The organism is Brevundimonas sp. (assembly GCF_041648115.1).
Lineage (GTDB): Bacteria > Pseudomonadota > Alphaproteobacteria > Caulobacterales > Caulobacteraceae > Brevundimonas.
Genome location: NZ_JBAZPR010000016.1, coordinates 50,198 through 75,787, shown reverse-complemented (window position 1 = coordinate 75,787; position 25,590 = coordinate 50,198). Strand labels below are relative to the sequence as shown.

Sequence of the window (25,590 nt, the reverse complement as noted above, 5' to 3'; positions counted from 1 at the left end):
CGTAGCAGCCGCAGGATCCCGAACGCGTGACCGGATACGACGTCTTCGCCATTGTGGTGATCATGTTTTCCGTCGCCGCCGGTTGGGTGCGCGGCGGGGTGCGCGAGGTCATCACCCTGCTCAGCGCGACCCTGGCCGCCCTGGTGGCGCTGATCAGCCTGCCGTGGACCGCCGGCATCGGCCGTTCGTTCGTGGATCCCGAATGGGCCGGGTCGATCCTGGCGGCCGTCCTGACCTTCTTCGTCGTCTATTTCGGCCTGCGCCTCGTCGGGTCGATGATCTCCAAGAGCGCCAAGGACAATCCGCATCTTGGCGGCGTCGATCGCGTGTTCGGCCTGCTGATCGGCGGCATCCGCGCCCTGGTCCTGATCGGCGCCGTGCATCTGGTCGTCGTGGCGGCCCTGCCGGGCGAGCGGACGCCGCGCTGGCTGACCAATGCGGCCCTCTATCCGGTCAGCGCGACGGGGGCCCGCGCCATCCAGATCGTCCTGCCCAGCCTCGGACGCGGCGCCGACGCGATCACCCCCGTGGTCGATTCGTCCGTGCGCAGGGGATTTTCGGACGACGAAGCCTTGCCCCCGACGCAATCAGAGCCTAACTCGCCGCGCGAAGCCGCCCCTTAAGTTTCCCCGGTCATCGGAGCCCCACGATGCGCCACCATATCGCCGATCCCGTCGTCCACCGCGAGCACTGGCGCGAGCCGGAGGACGACCAGCTTCGTCTGGAATGCGGCGTCTGCGGCGTCTGGGGCGCGGACGCGGACGAAGGCTCGGCCATCGTCGCCCTGGGCCTGCACGCCCTTCAGCATCGCGGCCAGGAAGCCTGCGGCATCGCCAGCGTCAGGGACGAGCGTTTCCACACCGAACGTCACCAGGGCCTGGTGGGCGAGGCCTTCGGCGGTGCCGACCTGATGACCCGGATGCCCGGCAGCGCGGCCGTGGGCCACACCCGTTATTCGACCGCCGGCGGTTCCTTCCTGCGCAACATCCAGCCGATGTTCGCCGACCTGGACCAGGGCGGCATCGCCCTGGCGCACAACGGCAATCTGACCAACTTCAAATTCCTGCACAGCCAGCTGGTCAGCGAAGGCGCAATCTTCCAGTCGACCTCGGATTCCGAAGTCATCCTTCACCTGATCGCCCGCAGCCGCAAAGCCAAGATCGTCGACCGCTTCATCGACGCCCTGGCGCGGATCGAGGGCGGCTATGCGCTGGTCGCGCAGACGCGCACCAAGATGATCGGCGCGCGCGACCCGCTGGGCATCCGGCCGCTGGTTCTGGGTCAGGTCGGCGAGGCCTGGGTGCTGGCGTCCGAGACCTGCGCCCTGGACATGATGGGCGCCACCTTCGTCCGCGACATCGAGCACGGCGAGATCGTGGTCATCGACGACAGCGGCCTGCGGTCGATGAAACCCTTCCCGGCGCGCGTGGCTCGCCCCTGCCTGTTCGAATACGTCTATTTCTCGCGCCCGGATTCGGTCGTGAACGGTCGTTCGGTCTATGAGGTCCGCAAGGAGATGGGCCGGGGCCTGGCCCGCGAGCTGGGCGTCGATGCCGACATCGTCGTGCCGGTGCCCGACTCGGGCGTGCCGGCGGCTCTTGGCTATGCCCAGGAAAGCGGCATCCCCTACGAGATGGGCATCATCCGCAGCCACTATCTGGGCCGCACCTTCATCCAGCCCAGCCAGGGCGCCCGGCAGAAGGGCGTGCGGATGAAGCACAGCCCGAACAAGTCGGCTCTCGCCGGCAAGCGCGTCGTGCTGATCGACGACTCCATCGTGCGCGGCACCACCTCGCTGAAGCTGGTTCGCGCCGTGCGCGCCGCCGGCGCGACAGAGGTCCACCTGCGCTCGGCAAGCCCCCAGATCCTCTTCCCCGATTTCTACGGCATCGACATGCCGGAGCGCGCCCAGCTGCTGGCCGCCAACAAGACGCTGGAAGAGATGCGCGACCTGCTGGAGGTCGATTCGCTCGGCTTCCTGTCCATCGACGGCCTGTATCAGGCGATGGGCGAGACCGGCCGCAACAACGCCGCACCCCAGTTCACCGACCACTATTTCACCGGCGACTACCCCACCCGCCTGCTGGATCGCGAGATCGAGGAAGGCGGCCGCGAGTTCGGCGCCAAACAGTTGTCGCTGCTGGTCAGCGCGTAGGGCTTGTAGGCTTAGACTTCTTCGTCGGGCATCGGCGACCAATCGGTCCAATTCTGGGCGGTGTGATAGACGCGCAAGACACGCAAGCTGTCGTTCGCACCGCCGACCAGGCTGTAGATGATGATGTAAGACGTGCGCAGCACCGCCTTTTCATAGGTGCCTGATCGCTCGCCGGGACGACCGATCGGGCGACGCGCTAAAGCATCTATCGTGCTTCGGATACGATCCGCCACATCCTGCGCCGCATCGGGGTTACGTTCCGCGAGATAGTCGATGGCGGAATGGTATTGAGCCAGTGCGACCTGCGACCACTCGACATGCCTCAAACGGTCTTCCGATGCTTGTCGATAGTTGCCTGGATCTGACGCATGGCCTCTTCGTGAGCCACGACGCGCCCATGTTCGAAATCGTCGAGCGCGGCGTCGATAGCGATCTGCATTTCCATTTCACGATCAAGGAACGCTTCAAGGCCGCGTTCGGCGACCGCCGAAGGCGAACGCTGAGTCTGCTCGGCATAGCGGCCCAGCTTGTCCTTGAGTTCTTGGCTGACCCGGAGGGTGAGCGTCGCCGACTTCGCCATGATCGCCTCGCTTGAATGTCATGCAATGTAACACATTGACCCGTCGCGTCGCCACTCCTACCACCCGAGGATGACCGACGCCTTCCCCCTGCACGACCGTATCGCCCTCGTCGTTGGCGCCTCGCGCGGTATCGGCTATGAGAGCGCGCTGGCCCTGGCCAAGGCGGGCGCGCACGTCATCGCCACCGCCCGCACGCAGGGCGGGCTGGAGGAACTGGACGACGCCATCTTCGCCGCCACCGGCCGCCACGCGACCCTGATCCCGTTCGATCTGGTGGACGGCGGGGCCATCGATCGGCTGGGCGGCGCCATCTTCGAACGGTTCAAGAAGCTGGACATCTGGGTCCATGCCGCGGCCACCATGGGGCCGTCAGGCCTGACGCCGGTGTCCCACGCCGATCCGCGCGAGTTCGCCAAGATCGAGAAGACCAACTTCACCGCCGTCTATCGCCTGATCCGCTCGCTGGAACCGCTGTTGCGCGCCTCCGACGCCGGCCGCGCCATCCACTTCACCACCAGCGTCGCCAGCGCGCCCAAGGCCTTCTGGGGCATGTACGCCGCGACCAAGGCCGGCGCCGAGGCCCTGGTGAAGGCCTGGGCCGACGAGATCGAGAGCACGCCTGTGCGAGCCAGCATCGTCGATCCGGGCCGCATGCGCACCGCCATGCGCGCCCAGGCCTATCCGGGCGAGGACCCGTCCGGCCTGCCCCATCCGTCCGAGATCGGACCTCTGGTCGTCGAACTGGCGAACGGCGACGCCACGCCCCCGCTGACGATCCGGTTCCGCGACTGGAAGGCCGGACCGACGACGGAAGCGCTGGTCTAGGCCGGGGTCAGCCCCAGGCGCCTCCCACCTTAGGTTCTTCGCGGAAGGCGAAGTCCCCGTCGGTCGACGCAGACAGCTCGCGCCAGGTGTCCAGCTCGGCCTTCAGGCTGTCCGCCTTCATCTCGACGACGCCAATGGCGTCCGTGCCGGCCGACCATCGCACAGGCGGGTTTTCCGCGTTCGCCAGCGTGACCAGAGCCAAGCCCAGCTTCGCTGGATCGCCCGCCTGGTTATGGCTGCGCGCGTCGTAGAAGGCGCGGATGGCGGCCGATGCCTCGGCATAGTCGGCGATAGGATTGTCGCCGTAGCGGATCGAGGATGCATCCAGGAAGTCGGTACGGAAGAAGCCCGGTTCGACGATGGTCATGTGGATGCCGAACGGGCGCACCTCTTGGGCGACGGATTCGCTGAACCCTTCGACCGCGAACTTGGATGCGCAATAGATCGACCCGCTCTCGCCGCCCATCAGACCGCCGATGGACGAGATGTTGAACACGTGGCCCGAGCGCTGGGCGCGCATGACCGGCAGGACGGCGCGGGTCATGTCGAACAGGCCGAAGACATTGGTGTCGAACTGGGTGCGCGCGTCCTCGGCGGTCGTCTCCTCGAAGACGCCGAGATGGCCGTAGCCGGCGTTGTTGACCAGTACGTCGATACGGCCGAAGCGGGCCACGGCGGCCTCGACGGCGGCGGCGATGGCGGCTGCGTCCGTGACGTCCAGCGCGACGGACAGGACGGTGTCGCTATCCGGGCCAAAGGCCTTGATCAGGGCGTCGCGATTTCGACCGGCGACGATAACGCGGTCGCCGGCGTCCAGGGCGGCGCGGGCGATCCCGGCGCCCAGCCCACGGGCCGCGCCGGTGACGAACCAAGTCTTTTGAGTTGTCGATGTCATGGGAAGTCTCCTCTGTCTGACGGGACGGAGAAGACGCCGTTTCAGCTTCCTCGCGTTAGGGCGATCCGGGCGAAGTCTTGCACGATCCTGTCAAACTGTCCCCGCCCGCTTGCGCGCACGCGACGACGGGCGTTGGATGCGTCCATGAGCCTCTTGCCCGAAATGACCGACATCGTCGCGCGCCACGCGCCGTCGGATCTGTCGCGATCCGCCGTGCCGGGCCTGCGCCTGTATGGCAGCGACGCGCAGACGCGGATGATCGCCGTCGCCTATGATCCCATGCTGTGCCTCGTGGTGTGCGGCGCCAAACAGACCATCCTGGGAGAGACGGTCTATTCCTATCGGGCCGGCGATTGTCTGGTGGTGTCGGCGGAACTGCCGGTGTGCGGCAGCATCATCAAGGCGCCGTATCGCGCCCTCAGCTTCGACCTGAACCCCGCGACCATCGCCGGCCTGATGCTGGAGATCGACGCCCCCGGCACCTCGGATCAGCCGCCGCCGACCGGCATCCACGTGACTCGACTGGAGGACGAACTGCTGGAGCCCATGGCGCGCCTGTTGCGCCTTCTGGACCGACCCGGCGAGATCGCCGTCATGACGCCGATGATCGAGCGCGAACTGGTCTGGCGCCTGCTCCACAGCCGGCACGCCGCCACTGTGGGCCAGATCGGCTCAGCCGAAAGCCGCCTGTCGGGCGTCAGCCGCGCCATCAGCTGGATACGCGCCCACTACGCCGAACCGATGCGGCTGGAGGCCCTGTCGGACATGGCGGGGATGAGCCTGTCGACCTTCCACCGCCATTTCCGCACCGTGACGACGATGAGCCCGCTGCAGTTCCACAAACAAGTGCGGCTGCGAGAAGCGCGCGCCCGACTGCTGACCGGCCTGGATGGCGCGGCCGAGACCGGTTTCGCCGTCGGCTATGACAGCCCGTCCCAATTCAGCCGCGAATACGCTCGCCAGTTCGGCCTGCCTCCGGGCAGGGATGCTGCAAGGATGCGCGAAACCCTGATGGTCGACTGACCGTTCGTCCCTGACGGCTGCATCCGGTCCCAGGCGCCTTGCCGCTGGTCGAGCGCAGCGGTCATGGGCCGGACATGACCCTGCTCCAGCCTTTCCTCGTCCTGCACATCTCGACCGGCATGGCCGCCGTTCTGGTCGGCTTCGCTCCGTTGTTGACCGCCAAGGGGTCGCGCGCGCATCGACTGTGGGGCCGCGCCTTCGTGGTGTTGATGACGACCCTGCTGGCCTGCGCCTGGGTGATGACGGCGTTGCGGTTCAACACCTACTTCCTGGCGCTGTCGGCGACGGCGTCTCTGACCCTGTTCTCAGGCGTGCGGGTGCTGGGGCGCAAACGGCCGGACATCCGACCCCAGGACCGGGCCAGGCCGCTGGACTGGGCGGCGACTCTGGGCGCGTTGGGCATCGGCGTCTGGGTGCTGGCCTTGATCGCCCTGGGCCGCTCGGACGGCCCGCCCGTGGTCTCTGCTGCCCTGGCTTATGGGGCGCTGTCTGTCGCAGCGTGGGATCTGTGGCGCTTTTCACGCCCCAGCGACTGGCCTTTTTCGCCCGACTTGTGGAGATACGAGCATCTGGTGAAGATGTTGAGCGCCCACGCGGCGGTGCTCAGCGCCTTCTCCGGCAACTTCCTGACCTTCCTGCCCCAGCCCTAGAGCCAGCTCTGGCCGACCGTCCTGTTCCAGTCGATGGCCGTGATCTGGACGGCGACCCTGATCCTGCGGCGTCGCGCCCTACAGGCATGAGGACGCCGTCGGTCGCCGTCGTCATGATGGGGTTCACAGCCTATTCCTATGCGGCGACGGTGGCGTCCGTGGCCTGGTACCTGCGACGGGATCGGCCAGACCTGACTCTGCCGACATCCTTGCTGTGGGCCGCCTTGACCTATGCGCCGTGGCTGGTCGTCGGCCTGATGGTCTGGCTGGTGATGCGGCGATGGGGCGCCGGTTGGAAGGCGGCGGGCGTCCTGACCGGGCTGATGGTCGCCGTCGTGCCGCTGATCGCCGCCCTCGGCGCACGGATCGACCTGACCTTCCTGCATCTGACCCCCACGCCGGATGACTGGATCGAGCGGATCATCGACCGGCTTCCGGTCGCCCTGCTGCTCTATACCGCGACCGTCGCCGTCGGCCTGGCCGCCGCCCAGTGGCGCAAGGCGCGCGAGGTTCAAGGTCGCCTCGACCACCTGACCCGCGCACTGGCCCTTGCCCGACAGGTTCAGCCCGACGACGCCCGCCTGCTGGTCTCGACCGGCAGAAGCCGCGCCTCGGTCGATCTACAGGCCGTGGAATGGTTCGCTTCGGCCGGCAACTATGTGGTGTTGAACTGGGACGGGCGCGAGGGCTTGGTCCGCGACACCCTTCAGGCGCTGGAGACGCGTTTGGACACGCGCCTGTTCGCCCGCATCCACCGCTCCACCCTGGTCAATCTGGCGCGGGTCGAGGGTGTGCAGCCCCTGTCGGACGGGTCATGGCGGCTGACGATGCAGAGCGGCGCCGAACTGGTGGTCAGCCGCACACATCGCGACGCCGTTTTGGTGCGGCTGGGTCGCGCGCCTTAGGGCAGCCGCGCCAGAACCCGCAGCCAGCCCTCGGCCTGGGCCAGGTCGATGGCCTCGAACAGCGGGATCGCCAGCAGGAAGACCATGCCGTCGCGGATGGTGGTCAGGAAGAAGGACGGCCGCACCGACAGTTCCGCCTCGTCGCGCCACAGGGCGATGTTGGGCCAGAAACGCGGCGTGCGTGCCTTGTACGCCGCATAGTCTGCGCCGAAGGTCGCGCCCAGCCAGGCCTCTTCACGGCGCACCGTCAGATAGAAGACCGCCAGCGACGCCAGGGTGAACAGCACCGCCAGGGTCAGGCTGCCGCTCTGGGCGCCGATGCCGAAGGCGCCGAAGAAGCTGAAGATATAGAGCGGATTGCGGCTGATCGAATAGGGGCCCCGCGAGACGATCTCGGCCTTCTTGCGACCGCCGATATAGAGCGAACACCAGGCGCGGCCGACGATGGCGAAGACGATGGCGGCCAGGCCCACGGCCTCGACGCCCTCATGCAGCGGACTGTCCACCCCGGTGACCGACTGGGACACCATGGTCAGTCCGACCAGTGCCAGCAGGGCGACAAGGACGGCGCCCTTGCGGATCTTCTGAACCGCCTGAAGGTCGAACACCTGGGTCGTGGTCATGAATCGCTCCAGATTGATCCCAAATCCAAGCGCCGCTTTCATCGGACGAGCAAGCGGTATGTTTGCGAGCGAAAATCGGTCTCGAAAGGCCGCAGACGGACGGTTCAGAGGCTCGACAGCAAATCCGCCAGCTCCGCCGGCCAGATCGTCTCGGTCGAGGCGCGGATGTCGGCGAGGTTCCACCAGCGATGCGCCACAAGGACGTCCCGCTCCTCAACGGTCCAGCCAGCGGACGACAGGTCGAACGCCTCCGTGCGCAACAGGAAGAACCTCTGGTCCACATCGGCCATGCGACCGTCGGGCAGGCGGAAACTGACGCGGACCTGGGCGACCTGGGGGCCGGGATCGTCAACGACCAGCCCCGTCTCCTCGAACAGTTCGCGACGGGCGGCGTCCTCATAGGTCTCGCCCGGTTCGCAACCGCCGCCCGGCGTGGCCCAGAAGGCCGTGCCGGCCAGAGGTCCTTGGGAAAAGACGAAGTGGAACAGCAGCACCCGCCCCTGCCCGTCCAGGATCAGCCAGCGCGAGGTTGGCCGGTCGGGAAGGACGGGGGCGACCGCGTCGGTCACGCCGTCACTTCTTGGCGCCGCCCTTTTGGCCCGTACGAATCCGGCCGGAGCGCGAGACCTGACGGGCGCCGCCACGGGCGCCCTTCTGGACCGCAATGGACGAGCCGGCCTTCTTGGAGGCGCTGGATTTCAGCCCGGCCAATATCTTGGGCTGGGCCTTGCGGGTCTTCTTCTGCTCCAGCGCCTTGCCGGGCAGTTTGGACAGCGCCTCTTCCTTCTCGGCCTTCTTGATCACGCGGCGCGGCGCGGTCTTGGCGTCGCCCTTGTAGCGTTCCGGCCCCGACTTGGCGCCGCCCTCGGCATAGGGGTTCACGCCGCTGGACTTGACGTTCAGGCGGATCGGCGTGCCCGGCAGGTCGAAGCTCTCGCGGATCGAGTTGACCAGATAGCGCTTGTAATGCTCGGGCATCGACTCGGCGCGGTTGGCCATCAGCACGAAGGTCGGCGGACGGGCCTTGGTCTGGGCGATGTATTTCGGCTTGATCCGCTTGCCGTCCACGGCCGGGGGCGGGTGCCGTTGCGTGGCCATGGACAGCCAGGTGTTCAGGTCCTTGGTCTTCACCTTGACCGACCAGGTGTCATAGGCCTGAAGCACCGCGGGCATCAGGCGTTCGACGCCCCGGCCACTATGCGACGACAGGACGACGAAGGGTGAACCCTTCAATTGCGGCAGCTTGTCCTCGGCCATGCCCTTCAGCTTGGCCATGCGCGCCTGGGGCTCGTCTTCCAGGTCCCACTTGGACGCTACGTAGACCAGGGCGCGGCCTTCGCGCTCGACCAGGTCGGCCAGCTGCAGATCCTGGGTGTCGAAGGCGTCGTCCTTGTCCATCATCAGGATGACGACTTCGGCGAAGGTGATGGCCCGGATGGTGTCGGCGACCGACAGCTTTTCCAGCTTCTCCTGCACGCGCGCCTTGCGACGCATCCCGGCCGTATCGACCAGACGGATGTTCTTGCCCTCGAACACCCAGTCAACCGAGATGGAGTCGCGGGTGATGCCCGCTTCCGGCCCGGTCAGCAGGCGGTCGTCGCCGATCAGGCGGTTGATCAGGGTCGATTTGCCCGCGTTCGGACGGCCGATGACGGCGATGCGGATCGGCTTGTCCGGCTCGTCGATCTCTTCGATGAAGATGTCTTCCGAGGCTGCGCGGATGGCCTTGTAGAGGTCAGCCATGCCCTCGCCGTGCTCGGCCGAAATGGCGACGGGTTCGCCGAAGCCAAGGGCGTGCGCCTCGCCGACGCCGCCGCCGCTCTCGCGGCTTTCCGACTTGTTGGCCAGCAGGATGATCGGCTTGTGCACCTTGCGCAGGCGCTCGGCGAAGATCCGGTCCAGGGCGGTGACGCCTTCGCGGGCGTCCATCATGAACATGACCAGTTCGGCGTCGTCCAGCGCAGCCTCGGTCTGCTCGCGCATCCGGGCTTCCAGGCTGTCGTCGGTGACATCCTCGTAGCCGGCCGTGTCGATCAGCGTCAGATCCATGTCGCCGATGTTGCCGTCGGCATAGCGCCGGTCACGGGTCACGCCGGGGCGATCGTCGACCAGCGCCAGGCGCTTGCCGACGAGGCGGTTGAACAGTGTCGATTTGCCCACATTGGGGCGGCCGACGATGGCGACCTTCAGAGCCATGTCGGCTTTCTAGCTTAGTTCGGGCTGAAAATCAGCGGATGCAGATCAGCTGACCGTTATCGGTCAGCACGTACAGGGCGCTGTTATAGGCGGCGGGCGCGATATAGGCGGGCGCACCCAGCTTCAGGGTCGTCTGCGCAGCGCCGGTCTTGGGATCAAAGGCCACGGCCTCGCCGAACGAGTTGACCATCACCAGGCGGTTGGACGCCAGCAGCGGACCAGACCATTGCGGCGTCAGTTCGCGGTCGAAGAAGCCGAACAGACCGCCTTCCTTGCGGACGCGTCCCTCGTTCAGCTCGCGCGTCCAGTAGATCTGGCCCGTGTCGCGATTGACGGTGATCAGCTGACCCGACTTGGACACGACGAAGACGGCGTCGCCGACCGGCAGCGGCGCGTTCACGCCCGTCACCGGCAGTTGCCACTTGGCCTGGCCCGAACGCAGGTCCAGCGCCGACAGGACGCCCGAGTGGCTGACGCCATAGACCATGCCGCGGCTGATGACCGGACGGCCCGCCACATCACGAACTTCCGACAAGGCGCTGGTGCGGCTAGTGCGCGACAGGGTTTCTTCCCACACGGCCTGACCGTTCAGGGCGCTCAGCGCGACCAGTTGGCCCGAGGCGAAGGGCGCGACGACGGTGTTGCCGCTGACGGCCGGGCTGGAGGCGCGCATGACGCGCGCCGGCTCGGCGATTCCGCGATAGGTCCAGTCCTGGGCGCCGGTGGCGGCGTCGAAGGCGAACAACTGGCTGTCCACATTGACCACGAAGACGCGGTTGCCCGACACGGTCGGGGCGCCGTGGATCGGGGCGTCCACCCGCTGGGTCCAGACCACCGCGCCGGTGTTGGCGTCCAGCGCCGACATCGAACGATAGCCAGAAGAGACGAACACCTTGCCGCCGCCCACGGCGACGCCGCCGCCGAAGCCGCCGTTGCGGTCACGCTCAGAATTCTTGACGTTGGCCTTCCACAGGATTTCGCCGGTGTCGGCCGACACGGCCGAGACAGTCGATTCGCCGTCCAGCACGAATATCTTGCCGTCGGCGGCCACGATGGGCGCCATGACATTGCCGACGTGGGCCGATCCCGAACCGATGTCGCGCTTCCAGGCGATCTGGAAGTTCGGCGCTGCGATGACGTGCTCGACCAGGTTCTCGGATGTGCCGCCCGGCTGGGTCCAGGCCGTGATCGCCTGGGGTCCGGGCAGGAAGAAGTCACGGCCCGACAGGGCGGCCGACGGCGTCAGGCTCTGTTCGAACTCCAGCACAGAAATCCGCTGACCGGCAGAGGCGGTGGCTCCGGCCTCTTCCTTGCCGCCCAGACCGAACGGCAGGTTGCGACGCACGGTGCCGCAGGACGCGACCGTGGCGGCCACGCCGCAGATCAGCGCGACTTTCAGAACTCGGTTCATCGGGGGCGTCCTGTAAGGGGTCGTCACTATTGGGCGGCCGGCGCGGCGGCGGGAGCCGCTACAGGCGCCGAGGGGGTCATTGCGTTTGCTGCGCCGGGCGCGGGCGGCGTGGCCTTGGCGGCGGCGTCGATGATTTTCTTGATCGCGGCTGCGGTCCCGGCGTCGATGCTTTCGACCGCGATCTGGGCGCGCTGGCGGATCGAGTCCGGCACGTCCTGACCCAGTTGCAGCAGGACGAAGGCCTCGCGGGCTTCCTTGGTCTTGCCGTGATGGAGGCGCGCCAGGGCCAGGGCTTCCTGGGCGAAGGCGCGCAGAGGGCGGTCATCCTCGGCCAGCGGCGTCAAGCGGGCCTCGATATCGGCCAGGGGCGCGGTGTCCATGATCAGGAAGGCGGCTTTAAGCGCGGGCGGATCCGACAGCAGCGGATCGCTGGACGCCTTGGCGGCTTCGTCGAACAGGCGGACCGCGTCGGGGAACTTGTTGGCGCTGACGGCCAGGCCGGCCTGCTGCTGCAGAGCCATGACCTTGTAGGCGCCATTGCCTTCCTTGACCGCTTCCTCGAAGGCGGCGCGGGCGTCCATCGGCTTGTCGGCCCTCAAAGCCTCCATGCCACGATCATAGGCCTCGGCGCCCTTGCCGGCCTTGCTGGTGTTCAGGCTGTCCCAGCCCCACCAGCCCAGGGCGCCGATCAGGGCGACCACCAGAACCACGCCGAAGACGGGCAGCCAGGTCTTGGCCAGACGCTTCACCTTTTCGGAGCGAAGCTCCTCCTCGACCTGCTCGAAGACATCAACCACTGAAACGTCGCCCCAAAATCGCGAAATGCAAACCGGCGCGGACCCTAGAAGGTCGGCTCCTCGCCCGCAACGTCGTCCGTTACTGCGAAGCCGGCTTTTTCGAGAAGTAGGTCTCGACTTCGGCAGGAAAACGGCGGGTTTTCACATCGGCGGCGAAAGCGGCGGCCGCGCGGTCGATCTCTGTGCGCAGATCCGCGTATTTCCGCACGAACCGCGGCGTCCAGTCGAACATGCCCAGCATGTCGTTGATCACCAGCACCTGACCGTCGCAGGCGGCCGATGCGCCGATGCCGATGGTCGGGGTGTCGATGGTTTCGGTGATCTCGCGCGCCAGCGATTCGGCGACGCCCTCGATGACGATGCAGAAGGCGCCCGCCTCTGCCGTGGCCCTGGCCTCGGCCATGACCCGTTCACGCTCGTAATCGGTGCGACCCTTGGCCTTGAACCCGCCCTCGGCCAAGATCGCCTGAGGCCGCAATCCGACGTGGCCCATGACCGGTATGCCGCGCTTGACCAGGAAGGCGACGATCTCGGCCAGTTCGATGCTGGTCTCCAGTTTCACCGCCTGGGCGCCAGTCTCCTGCATCACCCGCACGCAGTTGGCGTAGGCGATCTCCTTGCCGCCCTCGTAGGAGCCGAACGGCATGTCCACGACCACCATGGCCCGCTTGGCGCCGCGCATGACCGCCTGCCCGTGCAGGATCATCATCTCCAGGGTGACGCCGACCGTATTGGGCAGGCCGTGAACCGCCATGCCAAGGCTGTCGCCGACCAGCAGCACGTCGCAGTGCGGGTCCAGCAGGGCCGCCATCGGCGCGTCATAGGCGGTCAGGCAGACGATCGGCTCGCCGCCCTTGCGACCCGCGATATCGGGCACGGAAATCCGTTTGACGGTCTCTTGGGTATGGACGGACATCGCCGGGCCTCCTGACGTGAAGCGGTCAGATAGGCCCGCCGAACGGTGAAGTCACCTTCAGACGTCTTGCGACAGTCGAGCCGCGCCCGCCGCCAGCACCGCAGCCATGGCGCCGGCCACGATCCAGAAGGCCAGAACGCCCGTGCCGCTGGACAGATCGACCGAGCCGATCCCCAGCCCATCCAGCCCCGACTGGGCCGCGCCCTGCGCCGTCGCCGCCGCCGCGCGCAGCCCTTGGTCCAGCGTCGTCTCGCCGCCAGAGGCGAAGTTCACGGTCATACCCTCGCGAATCGCCAGCGCGCCGCCGACCAGCCCGGCCGCCGTCAACGCCAGCACCCGCCAGCGCGACCGCTTCTCCATCCGCGCCTGCAACGTCGCCAGGAACAGAGCCTCGTCGGCCAGTCGCGGAGTTTGCGCGAACAACCGCTCGATCATTGGATCGAATTCATCAGCCGACATGGATCGACCTCCCGTCGCCCTGCGCCGGTTGAAGCCGCGCGCGAAGTTTATCCAGACCACGTTTGACATGGGATTTCACCGTTCCGAGCGGCAAATTCATGGCCGCCGCGATTTCGGGATGTGACATCCCCGCGCCGTGGCACAGGGACACGCACACCCGCTCGGTTTCGTTGAGCGTCTTCAGCGCCTCGTCCAGATCCATCAGGCCGCCGCGATCGACGACTACATCCGCCTGATCCGTCTCGACCTCGGCCACATAGCGGGCCTCCTTGGCGACCCGCTTCAGATAGAGCCGCGCGGCGATCTTCTTGATCCAGCCTGCAAACGTCCCCTGCCCCCGGAACTCCGAGCAGCGCTGGAACCCTTGCAGGAAGGCGTCCTGCGCCACGTCGTCGGACAGGGACGGCGTGGCCCCCATCCGGCGCAGCAGCCCCCGCACCGCCGACCCATGCCGACGGACCAGTTCGCCATACTCTCGCCGTCCCCCAGCCGCCGCCTGGGCGGCCAGCTCGACATCGTGAAAGTCTCTGAGTGTCTTGACCATGACGTTTCCCCCTTCCGGCGGACGTCAGTCTTTATTCGGGTTGAAGAAGCCCAGGATGATGAAGGCGACGCCGATGGCCGCGGGAATGCAGGCGATGCCCAGCAGCGCGCCTTGACCATTGCCGCCCCAGATGTGGCTCGTGCCCTCGACCACCAGGCCGAACCCGGCGATGCCCACGCCGCTCGCCAGGCTGAGTACGCCCTTGCGAATATCCTTGCTGCGCGACGGCAGCCCCTTCTGCACATCCTTGGTCATCACATCGAGAAGTTCGGGCGGCAGTTCCTGGCCCTTATCGACCGCAAGACGAACGGTCTCCTGCATGTCGCGCTTTTCGCGGTACTTCAGGAAGGTGGGGCCGAAGACGATGGCCGTGATCGTGCCGAAGACGGCGAAGATGGCGAAGATCGGAATGAAGTCTTCCATGATGGGTATCCCTTGAACCGTTGCAGCAGCCTGATGCGGCGGCCTTCTGATCACAAGAGGCTGCAGGGTGCGCCCACGGATGCGCCGCCTTACGTGAAATCTTCGTAAGGTCGCCGTTCCAGCCGGCGCCGGTTCGGTCTAGGGTTCGAGCATCAACCTCAGGAGCGCGTCCCATGGCCCATGTCACCTATCGCATCGTCGAACACGACGGCGGCTGGGCCTATATGTCCGGGGGCACCTATTCCGAGACTTATCCCACCCATGACGACGCCAAGGCGGCCGCCGTCCGCGTCGCGCGCGAGCAGCGCGTGCCCGACGAGACCGCCGCCATCGAATACGAGACCGCCGACGGCAAGTGGGTGACCGAGAGCGCCGACGGCCACGACCGCCCCAGCACGGACGTCGAGGGCTGAACACGGCGTGATCCAGCGCCGCACCCTGCTGGCCGCCGCCGCCTTTGCGCCACTGGCGGCCTGCGCCACCACCCCGGCGGCCCGCCCCGCCGCCGGGCTAAGGCTCGTCACCTTCAACATCTGGCACAATCTGGGCGACTGGACCGCCCGTCGGCCGCTGCTGATCGCGGCGCTGAAGGCCCAGGACGCCGATGTCATCGCCCTTCAGGAAGTGCTGGAGGACGCCGCCGTCGGGCTGGAGAACCAGGCCCGGATGCTGGCGCGCGAATTGGGCGGCTATCACGTCGCCTTCGTCTCGACCGACCCGGAGGGGGCGCCCCGCCGATACGGCAACGCCCTGCTCACCCGCCTGCCGGTGCTGGCCGAGGATTCGATCAAGCTGGAACCGCTGGACGACTTCCGCACCGCGCTCCGTCTTCGGGTCTCGGTTCAAGCACGCCCGGTCGATGTCGTCGTCACCCATCTGGCCTGGCAGCCCGACGCCGGCCCGGTGCGCGCGCGTCAGATCTCGTCCTTGCTAAGCTGGCTGCCCCAGGAAGGCGTGCCGCTGATCGTCATGGGCGACTTCAACGCGACACAGGAGGATTCAGGCCTGGCGACCATGACCGGCCCGCGCTTCCTCAGCGCCCTGCCCCGCGGTTCGGTCGCCACCACCCTGAACCCGGCCAAGGGTCACCCCGACCGCGTCATCGACCACATCTTCGTCGAGCCGGAGTTCTTCGCCCCCGTCGAGGCCCACATCTTCGGCGCTGCGCCGACCAACGGCGAATACCCCTCCGACCACTTCGGCGTCGCCGCGACCGTCCGGCTCAGATAAGCGCGGCGGCATAGACCTCGGGCTTAAACCCCACCAGCCGCCGATCCCCCAGGTCCAGCACCGGCCGCTTGATCATCGACGGCTGCGCCAGCATCAGCGCGATCGCCTTGGCCTTGTCGATGTCCGCCTTGTCCGCATCCGGCAGTTTCTTGAACGTCGTCCCGGCCCGATTCAGCACCTTCTCCCACCCATGCTCGTCGATCCACAGCCCCAGCAGCCCCGCATCGGCCCCGGCCTTCTTGTAGTCATGGAAGACATAGTCGACCCCCTGCTGCTCCAGCCAGACCCGCGCCTTCTTGACCGTGTCACAGTTGGGAATGCCGTAGAGGGTGTAGGTCATGGGTGTCTCGAATGTCGGTTTTGGGGGGCCAGTTCATAGCCGATTTTGACGTGTCTGAGACTTTGGAAAAGTCCCCTCGCGGCAAAACCCAGTAGCTTTTTCAACGCGATGGTACAGCCGCCGTGAACTGTGGCCAGACTCATTGCTGCCGGGGATTCCTGGCCCATATAGGACGCTCGCCAACCAGAGCCTCCCATGACAATGCCCATCGCGCCTATCGAAGGCGCCAAACCCGAAACCGATCGCGCTTTGCTGATGGTGCTGATCGAACGGCATTACCAGACCTACAGGAAGCCGGGGCGCCACTGGCTTGAGTATCACTTTGCCAAGCCGTCGGCATTTGGCCTGCAGTTGCTTGAGGCGCTGGCCACCTGCGAGCTGATCGCGTCGGGCCTCGGCTTCCAACTGGCGAAGGAGTTGGCGGAGATACCCTACGCCCAGAACAAGAATGGCCAGCAGATGTTCGAGCATCTGCTCCAGAAACTGTTTGAAGTCACGGTATTGCGCACCCTTGTGTCGATTGACTGGCCGGAGGGAACTATCTTTCTCCACGAGCCCACCAACCCGGTGTCCAAGAAGCGGCCGGAGTTTGTAGTCGATACGCCTGAGCGGGTCTTCGTGTTTGAGGTCAAGTGTCCAGGTTTGCTCGACCATCAGCACAAACGCACCAAGAACCCGCGCCAGTTCCCTGCGCGGACAATGTTGTCGAAGTCTGAGATCCGGGAACGGGCTCTTCCCCTGTTCGCGGGCGACGTGACCCTGCCCCAAGATAACAAACTTAAGGACTTCCTCGTCAGCGCCGAGGAAAAGATCGCCGGCTTTCAGACGGCCAAACCCCAGACCGGGGTCTTGGTTGTCGCTTGGGACGGCTCCATGTACGAGCCCATCTCGTCGTTCAATCACGTTGAAAGCGGCCTCTTCACCGAGGCGTCCTTCTATAAAGACGCGACGGGCATACGCGTACCATTCGCGGCCATCGACGGCGTCATTGTCCTCAACCACCTGACGAAGATGCACCGGGCGAGCCAAGAGCTGTACGATGAACATCGCCCCGACGTGTTTGTTCTTGAGCCCAATTGCCCCTCCCCCAACTTCTGGTGCCAGAACATAGGGGGCAGCAGCCTGCCGGACTTTGTGCTTAAGGCCTTCGATGCCGTGCTCGCAGAGTCCATGGCGATGTTCGCCGACTACGCACCTACTGAATTCGTGATGTGGCTCGATCCACGTGCATTCGCCCGCAACTTAGCCGCCCGACGGCGGAAGGCGGCACTGGTCTACGGGGTATGTCCAGTGCCGCTCAGTCTCAGCTGAAACTAGGAGCGTTCCAAACCTTACTGACCATCTTAATCCCGCAATCAATCCACCGCGTTTTCAACTACTTCTCGTCCAGCAGCGTCAATCGACCTGACGCCCCTTCAGACCGCGCTATGATCCCGGCCGGTCTTTGAAAACGTCAGCGCTCTCGCAAATTGCACCTTCTTGCACTTTGCACGCGTTTTCGGGGTGCAGTGCAATTTCGCCCGCCGCCGATTTCAGACGAAGTGCACAGATTGCACCCTGTTTTTCCGAGGTGTCCGCCTCAGGCCGCCACCCCGGCGATCACACCGATCACGATCACGATCAACGTCCCCAACGCCCCCGACAGGCCTATGGCCGCGAACAGGATCAGGGCCTTGCCGACGCCGGGCAGGACGCCGCGATACCACCGTCCCCGTCCCATGCGCAGGAAGGCGGCGAAGCCCAGCACGGCCATCAACAGGCTGGCGATCAGGGCGGCCGGCCCCGTCCCGAACACGAACCAGGACAGCGGCAGCATCGGCACGGTCCAGGCGTTCAGATAGGCGAAGGACGCCCGGAACCCCCGGCGCACGCCCAGGTCTTCGGCGTCCCACAATCGAAACAGCGGCATGGCCGCCAGGGCGTAGAGCGGCGCCATTACCGGTATGGTCAGGAACGACATCCACCCGTCGGCATCCGCCATGAAGGCGTCGCGCGACTTGCCGGCCTGCGCCAACAGGGGGTTCAGCATTTCCGCCGGCATGCCTTCCAGATAGCCGCTCAGCCCGCCCTTCAGAAAGACGATCAGCATGATGATCGCGTTCAGCGTCAGATACAGCTTCAGCGGCTTGGCGTAGCGCCCGCCCCCGGTCGGCCCCTCGATCATCCAGGCCTGGAGCACCAGGCGCGGCCGCACCAGCAGGTCGCGCGCCGTGCGCACCTCGGCCCCGCCGAAGCCCAGCGTATCCTCCGACAGGTCCTTGATCGCCTGTTTGCGCGTCGTCTCGCCGTCGGTCATCGGATTCTCCCCAGAGGGGATGCATACACCGCCCGGTTGACCGCGCAAGGCGAGGATCAGAACCGCTTCGTCAGGCCGACGCTGAACACCCGACCGCGCGGATCGGCCACTACGGGATCGTAACCCAGGGCGAACTGCGCCAGCGGCGGCGCCTTGTCGGCGACATTGACCACACCGACCGCCAGATCGAGATCGGCCCCGATAGCGCGGCTGTAGAGCAGATCGACCGTCGTCTGGCTGGCGATGCTGGCGTCCGTGATCCCGCTGCGGTCGTTGGCGTAGGCGTCGGTATAGTGGACCAGAGCCGTCACGGCATGCGCGCCCCCGCTCCAGCCCAGGGCGAACTCCCCGCGATTGCGCGGCAGGGACCGGCCAATATTGTTCAGATTGGTCGAACCGACCCCCGACACCTGGCCTGCCGAGGCGTTCAGCCGGATGTCATAGGCGTCCACATAGGTCCAGGTCGCCGAGGCCGTCGCCTCCCCGCCCCACAGGCCGTGACGATACCGGGCCGACATGTCGATCCCTTGCGTCTCGATGGACGAGGCGTTGACGAAATAGAGCTGGACGAAGGTCAGGGCGCCGCTGGGCGAGCGGGTGATGCGGGCCTGCGCATCTGTGCCGGTCAGGCCAGCCGCCGTATCGGCCGCCGCCTGGTTGATGATGGCCTGCGCCGACTCCTTGACCACCTGGTCCGTATAGTCGAACCGCCAGGCGTCCAGACCCAGCTCCAGCCCCTCGATAGGACGCCAAAGGGCGCCCAGGCTGAGGCTCTCGGACTTCTCGGGCTTCAGGTCGGCCCGCCCCGAGGTCAGGGTGTTGACGAAGACGAAGGCGCCCCGGTCGAACACCGACGGCTGCGACGCCTGGGCGCCGGACTGCGCATAGACCGACGGGGCGCGGAACCCCTGCCCCCACGAGGCGCGCAGGGCCAGGGCGTCGGTGACGTCCCATCGAATGGCGGCCTTGGGGCTGAACCGGCCCTCGTCGCCGTCATAGGATTCGTAGCGGCCCGCCAGTTGCGCCTCGATTCGGTCGCCCAGATGGAGGCGCGCCTCGGCGAAGGCGGCCAGCGCCTCCTGATCGCCCTCAAAGTCGGGCGACACGCCCGCCGTCAGCAGGTCGCCCGCATTGACCAGATCGCTCCAGTCATGACGGAAGCCGCTGCGGCGATACTGGGCGCCGACCGCGACATCGACCGACCCGCCGGCCCAGGCATAGGCCTCGCCGCTGGTCGAGGCGTCTGCGGTCGTCAGTGTCGAGGCGCCACGCAGGCCGGTATAGCCAATCAGGCTGTCGATCAGCGCCGCGCTGTTCGCCGTGCCGGTCCCCAGATAGGCGCTGCCAAACGGATTGAAATACTGGCAGGCGCCGACGCCGGGCGCGCCCGTCGCCGGGTTGCAGCCCGCTCCGCCCAGGCCGTTCAGGGCGTTCTGCAAGGCGCTGCCGATGGTGTCGGGCTTGTCGTATGCGACATGCTGACGGCTGCTGGTCGCGCTCAGGTTCCAGGCCCAGCCGTTGGAAAACCGCCCGTCCAGACCGCCGGCGATGCGCCAGGTGCGATAATCGAACTCGGCCTGCGACGCCCCCGCTTCGGCGCCCAGCAGACGCCCCCGGAACAGCACCGCCTCACCGAACGGATTGTCGGGATGGTTCGCCGGCACCGTCAGCGACCGCGCCAGGATCGGCAGCGACGGCGACTGGCGCGCGATGGTGTTGGTCGCCGACCACGCGCCTTGCAGCGACAGGGTCATGTCACCCACCGGCCGACGATAGTCCGCGAACAGTTGCGTCCGCGTCTCCTCCGGCGTCAGGTCGAAGAAGTCGGAATAGTCCAGCCGGCAGAACGCATCCGTCGGCGAATTCAGATAGGCGCTCCCGAACGCCGGATTGCCGCACGCCGGGTCGGGCGAGAACCCGTTGCGGCTGGGCCGGAAATAGGAACCCGGCTGGCCATAGCTGGTCACGGCGGTCCAGGCGGCGCGGCCATAGCGTTCGGCCTGGGTGAAGTCCCGCTCGTCCGACCCCAGGGCCGAACGATGGAAATGCGAGGCCGCCAGCGTCAGGTCGCCGCCCAGCAGTTTCAGCCCGCCGATGGCCTCGATCACGCTCTCTTCCGACCCGTCGGCGACGGCGTATTTGGCGCTGACCTCGGGCCGGTCCACGCCGCGCCGGGTGATGAAGTTGACCACGCCCGCCACCGCGTCCGAGCCATAGACGGCCGAGGCGCCGTCCTTGACCACCTCGACCCGTTGCAGGGCGATCATGGGCACCAGCGAGTTGATATCGACGAAACCCGAACCGTCCGTCGCCACCACCGCGCTGTTGGTCCAGCGCTGGCCATCCACCAGGACCAGGGTCGAGCCGAGGCCGAGATTGCGCAGGTTGAACTGGGCCGTGCCCGAACTCTGCGGCTGGTTCAGCTGATCGACCTGGGCTTCCGAACCCGAGTTGGCGGTGACCAGGCGGACCAGTTGCGACGCGTCGGCGATCCCGGCGGCGGCGATCGCCTGGCGTCCCACCGTCTCGACCGGCGCGATCCGGTCCCCGCCCGCGATCCGCGAGCCGGTGACGACGATGTCCTCGACCTGAGACGCATCCTGCGCCTGCACGGCCGAGGCCGCCAGCCACGCGACCGAAGCCGTCGCCATCAGAAATTTGCGCTGCGTCATCTCATGCTCCCCGCGATCAGTGGCGGGCTTCTAGCCAGCGCCAAGGTTTTGCGAAAGACCATTTTTGCAGTTTTGCAAATTCGATTGCGGCTGAGACCTATCGCGCCATTGATCCGGCGATGTAACCGGTTACGGTGCGACAAAACAGAAACGGCCCAAGGAACGGGCCTAGGAACGGGCAAGGGAAGCAGGAAGCATGGCGAACGTCCGTCTGGTCGACGTGAAGAAGGCGTTCGGCGCCGTCGAGGTGCTGAAGGGCGTCGATCTGGAGATCGCCGACGGCGAGTTCATCGTCTTCGTCGGCCCCTCGGGCTGCGGCAAGTCCACCCTGCTGCGCACCATCGCCGGGCTGGAAGAGGCGACGACGGGCCAGGTCTCCATCGGCGACCGCGTGGTCAACGATCTGTCGCCGTCGGACCGGGGCATCGCCATGGTGTTCCAGTCCTATGCGCTTTACCCACACATGACGGCCTATGAGAACATGGCCTTCGGTCTGAAGCTGGCCAAGACGGACAAGGGCGAGATCGACCGCCGCGTCCACGCCGCCGCCGAGGCGCTGAGCATCACCGACTATCTGGACCGCAAGCCCAAGGCCATGTCGGGCGGCCAGCGCCAGCGCGTCGCCATCGGCCGCGCCATCGTGCGCGAGCCCGAGGTCTTCCTGTTCGACGAGCCCTTGTCCAACCTGGACGCCGCCCTGCGCGTGCGGATGCGCTACGAGTTTGCGCGGCTGCACGCCGAGCTAAAGACGACGATGATCTACGTCACCCACGACCAGGTCGAGGCCATGACCCTGGCCGACCGGATCGTGGTGCTGAACGCCGGTCGGATCGAGCAGGTCGGCGCGCCGATGGACCTGTACGAACACCCCGCCAACCTGTTCGTCGCCGGCTTCATCGGCAGCCCCAAGATGAACCTGCTTGCCGCTGAGATCGTGGAAGCCTCGACTGCTGGCGCTACGGTGAAGACGTCCGCAGGCGAGACGATCCGGGTGTCGGTTGACGCCGCCTCGCCTAAGCCGGGCGATGCCGTGACCCTGGGCGTCCGTCCCGAGCATCTGACCACGACCGGCGACGGCGATGCGCTGACCGCCGAGGTCATGTTCGTGGAAACCTTGGGCGCGACGACCATAGCGCACCTGAAGCATCCAGCGTCCGAAGACACCCTGACGGTTCAGCTGGTGGGTGAACTCCGCGCCAAGGCGGGCGAGCGCCTGACGCTGCACGTCCCCGCGAAACAAGCGCATCTGTTCGACGCAACTGGCAAGGCGTTCAAACGCCTCTAGATCCTTCTCCCCTCGGGGGAGAAGGTGGCTCGCGTAGCGAGACGGATGAGGGGGCTGCTTCCCCAGCCTCGCCGTTACCGTTTCGAAGCGGATAGATACCCCTCATCCGAGGCCTCCGGCCTCACCTTCTCCCCCAAGGGGAGAAGGATCATTTCAGGACGACCCGCCGCGCGCCGGGCGGGATCGCCAACTCGTCGCCCGCCCACGTCGCCGCACGCCCGTCGATCCGCACCCGCTCCGGCCGTCCCTGCCCCGCCGGCCATTGCAGCACGAACCCGCCCGGCGGCGTCGCTTCACCGCTCAAAGTCAGCACATACCCCTGACGTTCCTTGCGATAGCCATAGGTCAGCGGCCCATAGGCGGTGCGCAGATCCCGCACCCCGACGCCCTCGGCCGTATCCAGCCAGGCCTCCGGCACGCCCGCCGCCAACACCAGGGCGTGGTCGCGGTCCCGCTCATAGGCGAACAGGTCCAGCGCCGAGCGGATATAGTCCGAGCTGATCCAGGCGTGGGGCATGTCGCCGATGAAGCGCGGCTCTCGCTTCTCGCGTCCGACGACCTCGGCCCAGCCGTTCCAGGCCTCGGGCCGGCGATCGGCCATCAGGAAGTCCATCACTGCCAGCGCGCGGTCCTTCTGACCCAGCCGCACGAAGGCCCCGACCAGCCGCCATTCGTAGGGGGTATAGTCCTTCCAAGCCGTGCGATTAGTCAGCCGGTTTTGGAAGTTTTCCCAATAACGGTCGAAGGTTCGCGCCATCAGCTCGGGCGGCAGATTATCCTGCTCGCCCGCAGGCGACAGGGCGATGGTGGTCGAGGTGGCGTCGAAATCGCCCCGGTCGGCCGCGCCCGCGATCCAGTCGATGTCGTGATGTTGCGCCGTCGCGACAATGGAGGCGCGGATGTCGGCGGAGAACTGATCGCGCGCTTGCGCATAGCGGGCGGCGGCGTCTGCATCGCCCAGGGTCTCGGCGATGAAGACCGCGTCCTTGTAGCCCAGCAGGCCCCAGAAATCGTCCCAATAGGAATAGGCCGCCTTGTCCGAATAGCCCTCGTGGCTGATCGTCGGCGGCAGCAGACCGTAAAGATGCCGCTGATCTGGCGCCTCGAACGCCGCCGTCCGGGTCGAGGCGCGCAGGTCGTCCATATAGGCGATGGCCTTCTGAACCTGGGGCCAGACCTGGCGCAGCAGGGCTTCGTCCTTGGTGTAGCGGTAGGTTTCGGCGGCCAGGAAGACGAACTCGCCGTGGCTGTCGTTTTCCGGCACCGGATCGGCGCCGCGCGCATCGACGCAGCAAGGGACCTTGCCGTTGTCGAACACATAGGGGGCGTACCAGCGCAGATAGTCGGCGGAATGCTCGGCCATGCCCAGCCGGTTCAGCCCCTCGGCCATCATCGCCCCGTCGCGGATCCAGGAGCGGTTGTAGCTGCGGGTGCCTGGCTGAAGAATCGGCCCCTGACGCGACATCAGCATATGGGCCAGCGAAGACTTCAACGCGTCCTCGATCCGCTGGGCGGCGGGCGGCAGGGTCAGCTCGACCCGGTCCAGCTTCTCGCGCCATTCGGCGGCCAGCCGTGTCTCGACCGTATCCAGAACCGCGGCCGCCTGCCCCACCGGCTCGGGCGCCAGATCCTCGCCGGACAATTGCGACACCCAACCGACCGTGCGCGTCTCGCCCGGTTGCAAGGTCAGATCATAGGTCAAGGCGCCGGCAGCCAGGCCGGTCGCGTCCGTCGTCGTCAGGGCTTGGACGGCCGGTCGCCGCGCGGACGGCAGGATCAGGGACTGAGGATCGCTGCCTGCATCGAAAGTCGCGAGCGCGACCTGATCCGGCGTCGCCAGCGGCTGTATCCGAACCGTGTCGTTCAACGCCAGTTCGGCGCCGTCCCAAGCGATTTTCTCGACCGGGCTGACGCCGCCGGGGATGGCCAGGAACTGACGTGGCGCATTCACCTGCATCGGCCGCGCGGCAAGGGCCAGGGTCAGGGTGCGCGGCCGGCTGGACGTGTTGGTCAGGTCGTATCGCCCCCCCAACTGCGCCTGATCGGCCTGACCGTCGGCGAAGCTGGTGATCTTCAGCGTCCAGTCATCGGCGGTCCAGGTCACGGACAGGATCGGCAGGTCGTTGTCCTTCAGCTCCTGTTCGATACCGACGTCGGCCCAGGTGATCAGCCGGCCGTTGTCGACGACGAAGGGCTCGATGCTGGGCCCCGCCCGGCGCAGTTCGATGGCGCCGTCCTCGCCGATCAGGCCGCTCTCGCCGCCCCCATCGACCCCGACCAGGGTCCAGTAGGACTGTTCCCCGGAGAACCCACGCGGATAAAGGCCACGCCGGTTCTCCTTGGCCACCGCCTCGACGAAGACCGTGGGGTCGGCGCCGAAGGCCAGCGGTTCGACCTCGATCTCGTTCAACGCATAGGTCGTCGCCTGGGTCGCGCCCAGCCGCTGGCCCGCGCCGGACGAACCGACCACGCCCGGCGCCGGAACGGGCTTCAACGGCTCCAGCTTCAGCCAGCGCGCCGTCGCCTCGGGCGTGCGCAACCAGTCGACGCCGCCATTGCCGCCCTGGACCGAAACCAGTTCGCGCCAGTCCCGCCCGTCAGTCGAGGCCGAAACCCGATAGTCCACCGCCGCGCCGCGTTCCCCCCAGCGCAGGGTCAGGCCGCCGAACTCGCGTTCGTAGCCCAGGTCCAGCGTCAGGGCCGAGGCCTCGCCCACCGGCGGGGTCCAGGCGGTTTTCGGATCGAGATCGACGGCGTTGGCGGCGGTCGTCTCAGACCGTCCGTCGCTGGCCACCGGCTGGGGCGGGACCGGCGGATCGACCGGCAGGGCGCGCAGGGTCAGTTGGTCGATCTCGATCGCCCCCTTGCCGCCGTCGGCCGCGACGACGACGAACTCGACCCGCTCGGCGCGACGCAGGATGTTTTCGGGGCTGGGCCCCCAGGCCTTGGACACCTGACGACGCTTGATGACGAACCGGGTCCAGCCGTCGGGGAAGTCGTAGCGGGCGGTCTGCTTCCACCAGACATTGTCGGCCGAGGCGTCGGTCAGCTTGACCTCGAAGGTGTTGATCGGCCCGGCGCCACGCACCCAGAAGCTGATTTCGTAGTTGTCGGGCAGGTCGAACGGCAGCGGCCGGCTGAGCACCGCATAACCCGCCTTGCCGTCGAAATCGTAATCGAGCCGCACCGCCCGTCCGTCATGGCCGGCGACGGCGGAGACGGCGGCGTGAACGTCGGTCGAGGCGCTGGCCTCCCACCGCGCCGCGTCGTCCATGCTGTCGAGAACGCGCGCCTCCTGCGCGACGGCGGGCGCCGCCAGAGCGAGGGTCAGGACCGAGGCGGCGGCCAGCAGGAGGTTACGCAT

At 66.8% G+C, this 25,590-nt stretch carries 26 protein-coding genes; 10 read left to right on the top strand and 16 right to left on the bottom strand.

Going from position 1 to position 25,590, the window contains the following annotated elements; all coding sequences use genetic code 11:
* Positions 1-26: 26 nt before the first annotated feature.
* Positions 27-623 carry a CvpA family protein gene (locus WC597_RS14650; protein WP_372694430.1) on the top strand — a complete coding sequence of 199 codons (597 nt, stop codon included), beginning with the start codon at positions 27-29 and terminating at the stop codon, positions 621-623.
* 26 nt (positions 624-649) lie between these two features.
* Entirely contained in the window at positions 650-2,155 is a 1,506-nt protein-coding gene (gene purF, locus WC597_RS14645) for an amidophosphoribosyltransferase (RefSeq protein WP_372694428.1), read from the top strand.
* A gap of 11 nt (positions 2,156-2,166) precedes the next feature.
* Here purF and WC597_RS14640 read toward each other — a convergent pair whose 3' ends face one another.
* Together WC597_RS14640 and WC597_RS14635 are read right to left on the bottom strand one after the other, a co-directional pair.
* Positions 2,167-2,481, bottom strand: a complete 315-nt coding sequence (locus tag WC597_RS14640; RefSeq protein WP_372694426.1) for a type II toxin-antitoxin system RelE/ParE family toxin — start codon at positions 2,479-2,481, stop codon at positions 2,167-2,169.
* Entirely contained in the window at positions 2,478-2,735 is a 258-nt protein-coding gene (locus WC597_RS14635) for a CopG family ribbon-helix-helix protein (protein ID WP_372694424.1), read from the bottom strand. Before WC597_RS14635 ends, WC597_RS14640 begins: the two co-directional genes overlap by 4 nt.
* Positions 2,736-2,805: 70 nt before the next feature.
* Here WC597_RS14635 and WC597_RS14630 point away from each other — a divergent pair, with 70 nt between their 5' ends.
* Positions 2,806-3,561, top strand: a complete 756-nt coding sequence (locus WC597_RS14630; RefSeq protein ID WP_372694422.1) for an SDR family NAD(P)-dependent oxidoreductase — start codon at positions 2,806-2,808, stop codon at positions 3,559-3,561.
* Positions 3,562-3,568: 7 nt separating this feature from the next.
* Here the strand turns inward: WC597_RS14630 and WC597_RS14625 are convergent, their stop codons facing one another.
* Positions 3,569-4,456 carry an oxidoreductase gene (locus tag WC597_RS14625; protein ID WP_372694420.1) on the bottom strand — a complete coding sequence of 296 codons (888 nt, stop codon included), beginning with the start codon at positions 4,454-4,456 and terminating at the stop codon, positions 3,569-3,571.
* A gap of 144 nt (positions 4,457-4,600) precedes the next feature.
* Between WC597_RS14625 and WC597_RS14620 the strand changes: the two genes are divergently transcribed.
* The 3 genes from WC597_RS14620 to WC597_RS14610 all read left to right on the top strand — a co-directional run bounded on the left by WC597_RS14620 (position 4,601) and on the right by WC597_RS14610 (position 7,034).
* Complete coding sequence (locus WC597_RS14620) at positions 4,601-5,479, top strand: AraC family transcriptional regulator N-terminal domain-containing protein (protein WP_372694418.1); 879 nt, start codon at positions 4,601-4,603, stop codon at positions 5,477-5,479.
* A gap of 74 nt (positions 5,480-5,553) precedes the next feature.
* Positions 5,554-6,129 (top strand): hypothetical protein, encoded by a 576-nt coding sequence (locus tag WC597_RS14615; protein ID WP_372694416.1) that lies wholly within the window; start codon positions 5,554-5,556, stop codon positions 6,127-6,129.
* A gap of 86 nt (positions 6,130-6,215) precedes the next feature.
* A complete protein-coding gene (locus tag WC597_RS14610; protein WP_372694414.1) occupies positions 6,216-7,034 on the top strand; it encodes a LytTR family DNA-binding domain-containing protein in 819 nt (272 codons plus the stop codon).
* Here the strand turns inward: WC597_RS14610 and WC597_RS14605 are convergent.
* The 9 genes from WC597_RS14605 to WC597_RS14565 all read right to left on the bottom strand — a co-directional run bounded on the left by WC597_RS14605 (position 7,031) and on the right by WC597_RS14565 (position 14,403).
* Entirely contained in the window at positions 7,031-7,657 is a 627-nt protein-coding gene (locus WC597_RS14605; RefSeq protein ID WP_372694412.1) for an isoprenylcysteine carboxylmethyltransferase family protein, read from the bottom strand. The genes WC597_RS14610 and WC597_RS14605 overlap by 4 nt on opposite strands.
* Before the next feature lie 104 nt (positions 7,658-7,761).
* Complete coding sequence (locus tag WC597_RS14600; protein ID WP_372694410.1) at positions 7,762-8,226, bottom strand: NUDIX hydrolase; 465 nt, start codon at positions 8,224-8,226, stop codon at positions 7,762-7,764.
* 4 nt (positions 8,227-8,230) lie between these two features.
* Positions 8,231-9,853 carry a ribosome biogenesis GTPase Der gene (gene der, locus WC597_RS14595; protein WP_372694408.1) on the bottom strand — a complete coding sequence of 541 codons (1,623 nt, stop codon included), beginning with the start codon at positions 9,851-9,853 and terminating at the stop codon, positions 8,231-8,233.
* A 31-nt stretch (positions 9,854-9,884) separates the two neighbouring features.
* On the bottom strand, positions 9,885-11,264 hold the full coding sequence (locus WC597_RS14590; protein WP_372694406.1) for a PQQ-binding-like beta-propeller repeat protein: 1,380 nt from the start codon (positions 11,262-11,264) through the stop codon (positions 9,885-9,887).
* Between the two features lie 26 nt (positions 11,265-11,290).
* Entirely contained in the window at positions 11,291-12,061 is a 771-nt protein-coding gene (locus WC597_RS14585; protein WP_372694404.1) for a tetratricopeptide repeat protein, read from the bottom strand.
* 79 nt (positions 12,062-12,140) lie between these two features.
* Positions 12,141-12,977 (bottom strand): 3-methyl-2-oxobutanoate hydroxymethyltransferase, encoded by an 837-nt coding sequence (gene panB / locus WC597_RS14580; protein ID WP_372694402.1) that lies wholly within the window; start codon positions 12,975-12,977, stop codon positions 12,141-12,143.
* 57 nt (positions 12,978-13,034) lie between these two features.
* Positions 13,035-13,436 (bottom strand): hypothetical protein, encoded by a 402-nt coding sequence (locus WC597_RS14575; protein ID WP_372694401.1) that lies wholly within the window; start codon positions 13,434-13,436, stop codon positions 13,035-13,037.
* On the bottom strand, positions 13,426-13,980 hold the full coding sequence (locus WC597_RS14570; RefSeq protein ID WP_372694399.1) for an RNA polymerase sigma factor: 555 nt from the start codon (positions 13,978-13,980) through the stop codon (positions 13,426-13,428). Before WC597_RS14570 ends, WC597_RS14575 begins: the two co-directional genes overlap by 11 nt.
* A 24-nt stretch (positions 13,981-14,004) precedes the next feature.
* On the bottom strand, positions 14,005-14,403 hold the full coding sequence (locus tag WC597_RS14565; RefSeq protein ID WP_372694397.1) for a DUF6249 domain-containing protein: 399 nt from the start codon (positions 14,401-14,403) through the stop codon (positions 14,005-14,007).
* 173 nt (positions 14,404-14,576) lie between these two features.
* Between WC597_RS14565 and WC597_RS14560 the strand changes: the two genes are divergently transcribed.
* Together WC597_RS14560 and WC597_RS14555 are read left to right on the top strand one after the other, a co-directional pair.
* Positions 14,577-14,816 (top strand): DUF2188 domain-containing protein, encoded by a 240-nt coding sequence (locus WC597_RS14560; RefSeq protein ID WP_372694395.1) that lies wholly within the window; start codon positions 14,577-14,579, stop codon positions 14,814-14,816.
* 7 nt (positions 14,817-14,823) lie between these two features.
* The gene (locus WC597_RS14555; RefSeq protein WP_372694393.1) at positions 14,824-15,633 is read left to right on the top strand and encodes an endonuclease/exonuclease/phosphatase family protein; all 810 of its coding nucleotides are present in this window, start codon (positions 14,824-14,826) and stop codon (positions 15,631-15,633) included.
* Here the strand turns inward: WC597_RS14555 and WC597_RS14550 are convergent.
* Positions 15,626-15,973 (bottom strand): ArsC family reductase, encoded by a 348-nt coding sequence (locus WC597_RS14550; protein WP_372694391.1) that lies wholly within the window; start codon positions 15,971-15,973, stop codon positions 15,626-15,628. The two genes, WC597_RS14555 and WC597_RS14550, sit on opposite strands and share 8 nt — an antisense overlap.
* Before the next feature lie 195 nt (positions 15,974-16,168).
* Between WC597_RS14550 and WC597_RS14545 the strand changes: the two genes are divergently transcribed.
* The gene (locus WC597_RS14545; RefSeq protein ID WP_372694389.1) at positions 16,169-17,284 is read left to right on the top strand and encodes a hypothetical protein; all 1,116 of its coding nucleotides are present in this window, start codon (positions 16,169-16,171) and stop codon (positions 17,282-17,284) included.
* Positions 17,285-17,552: 268 nt separating this feature from the next.
* Here WC597_RS14545 and WC597_RS14540 read toward each other — a convergent pair whose 3' ends face one another.
* Both WC597_RS14540 and WC597_RS14535 read right to left on the bottom strand, forming a co-directional pair.
* Positions 17,553-18,269: a hypothetical protein gene (locus WC597_RS14540; protein WP_372694387.1), complete on the bottom strand. Its 717-nt coding sequence runs from the start codon at positions 18,267-18,269 to the stop codon at positions 17,553-17,555.
* A 56-nt stretch (positions 18,270-18,325) separates the two neighbouring features.
* Positions 18,326-20,941 carry a TonB-dependent receptor domain-containing protein gene (locus tag WC597_RS14535; RefSeq protein ID WP_372694385.1) on the bottom strand — a complete coding sequence of 872 codons (2,616 nt, stop codon included), beginning with the start codon at positions 20,939-20,941 and terminating at the stop codon, positions 18,326-18,328.
* Positions 20,942-21,137: 196 nt separating this feature from the next.
* On the opposite strand from WC597_RS14535, the gene WC597_RS14530 reads away from it, so the two are divergent.
* Positions 21,138-22,226 carry an ABC transporter ATP-binding protein gene (locus WC597_RS14530; RefSeq protein ID WP_372694383.1) on the top strand — a complete coding sequence of 363 codons (1,089 nt, stop codon included), beginning with the start codon at positions 21,138-21,140 and terminating at the stop codon, positions 22,224-22,226.
* 148 nt (positions 22,227-22,374) lie between these two features.
* On the opposite strand, the gene WC597_RS14525 is transcribed toward WC597_RS14530, so the two are convergent.
* Positions 22,375-25,590 carry a discoidin domain-containing protein gene (locus WC597_RS14525; protein ID WP_372694381.1) on the bottom strand — a complete coding sequence of 1,072 codons (3,216 nt, stop codon included), beginning with the start codon at positions 25,588-25,590 and terminating at the stop codon, positions 22,375-22,377.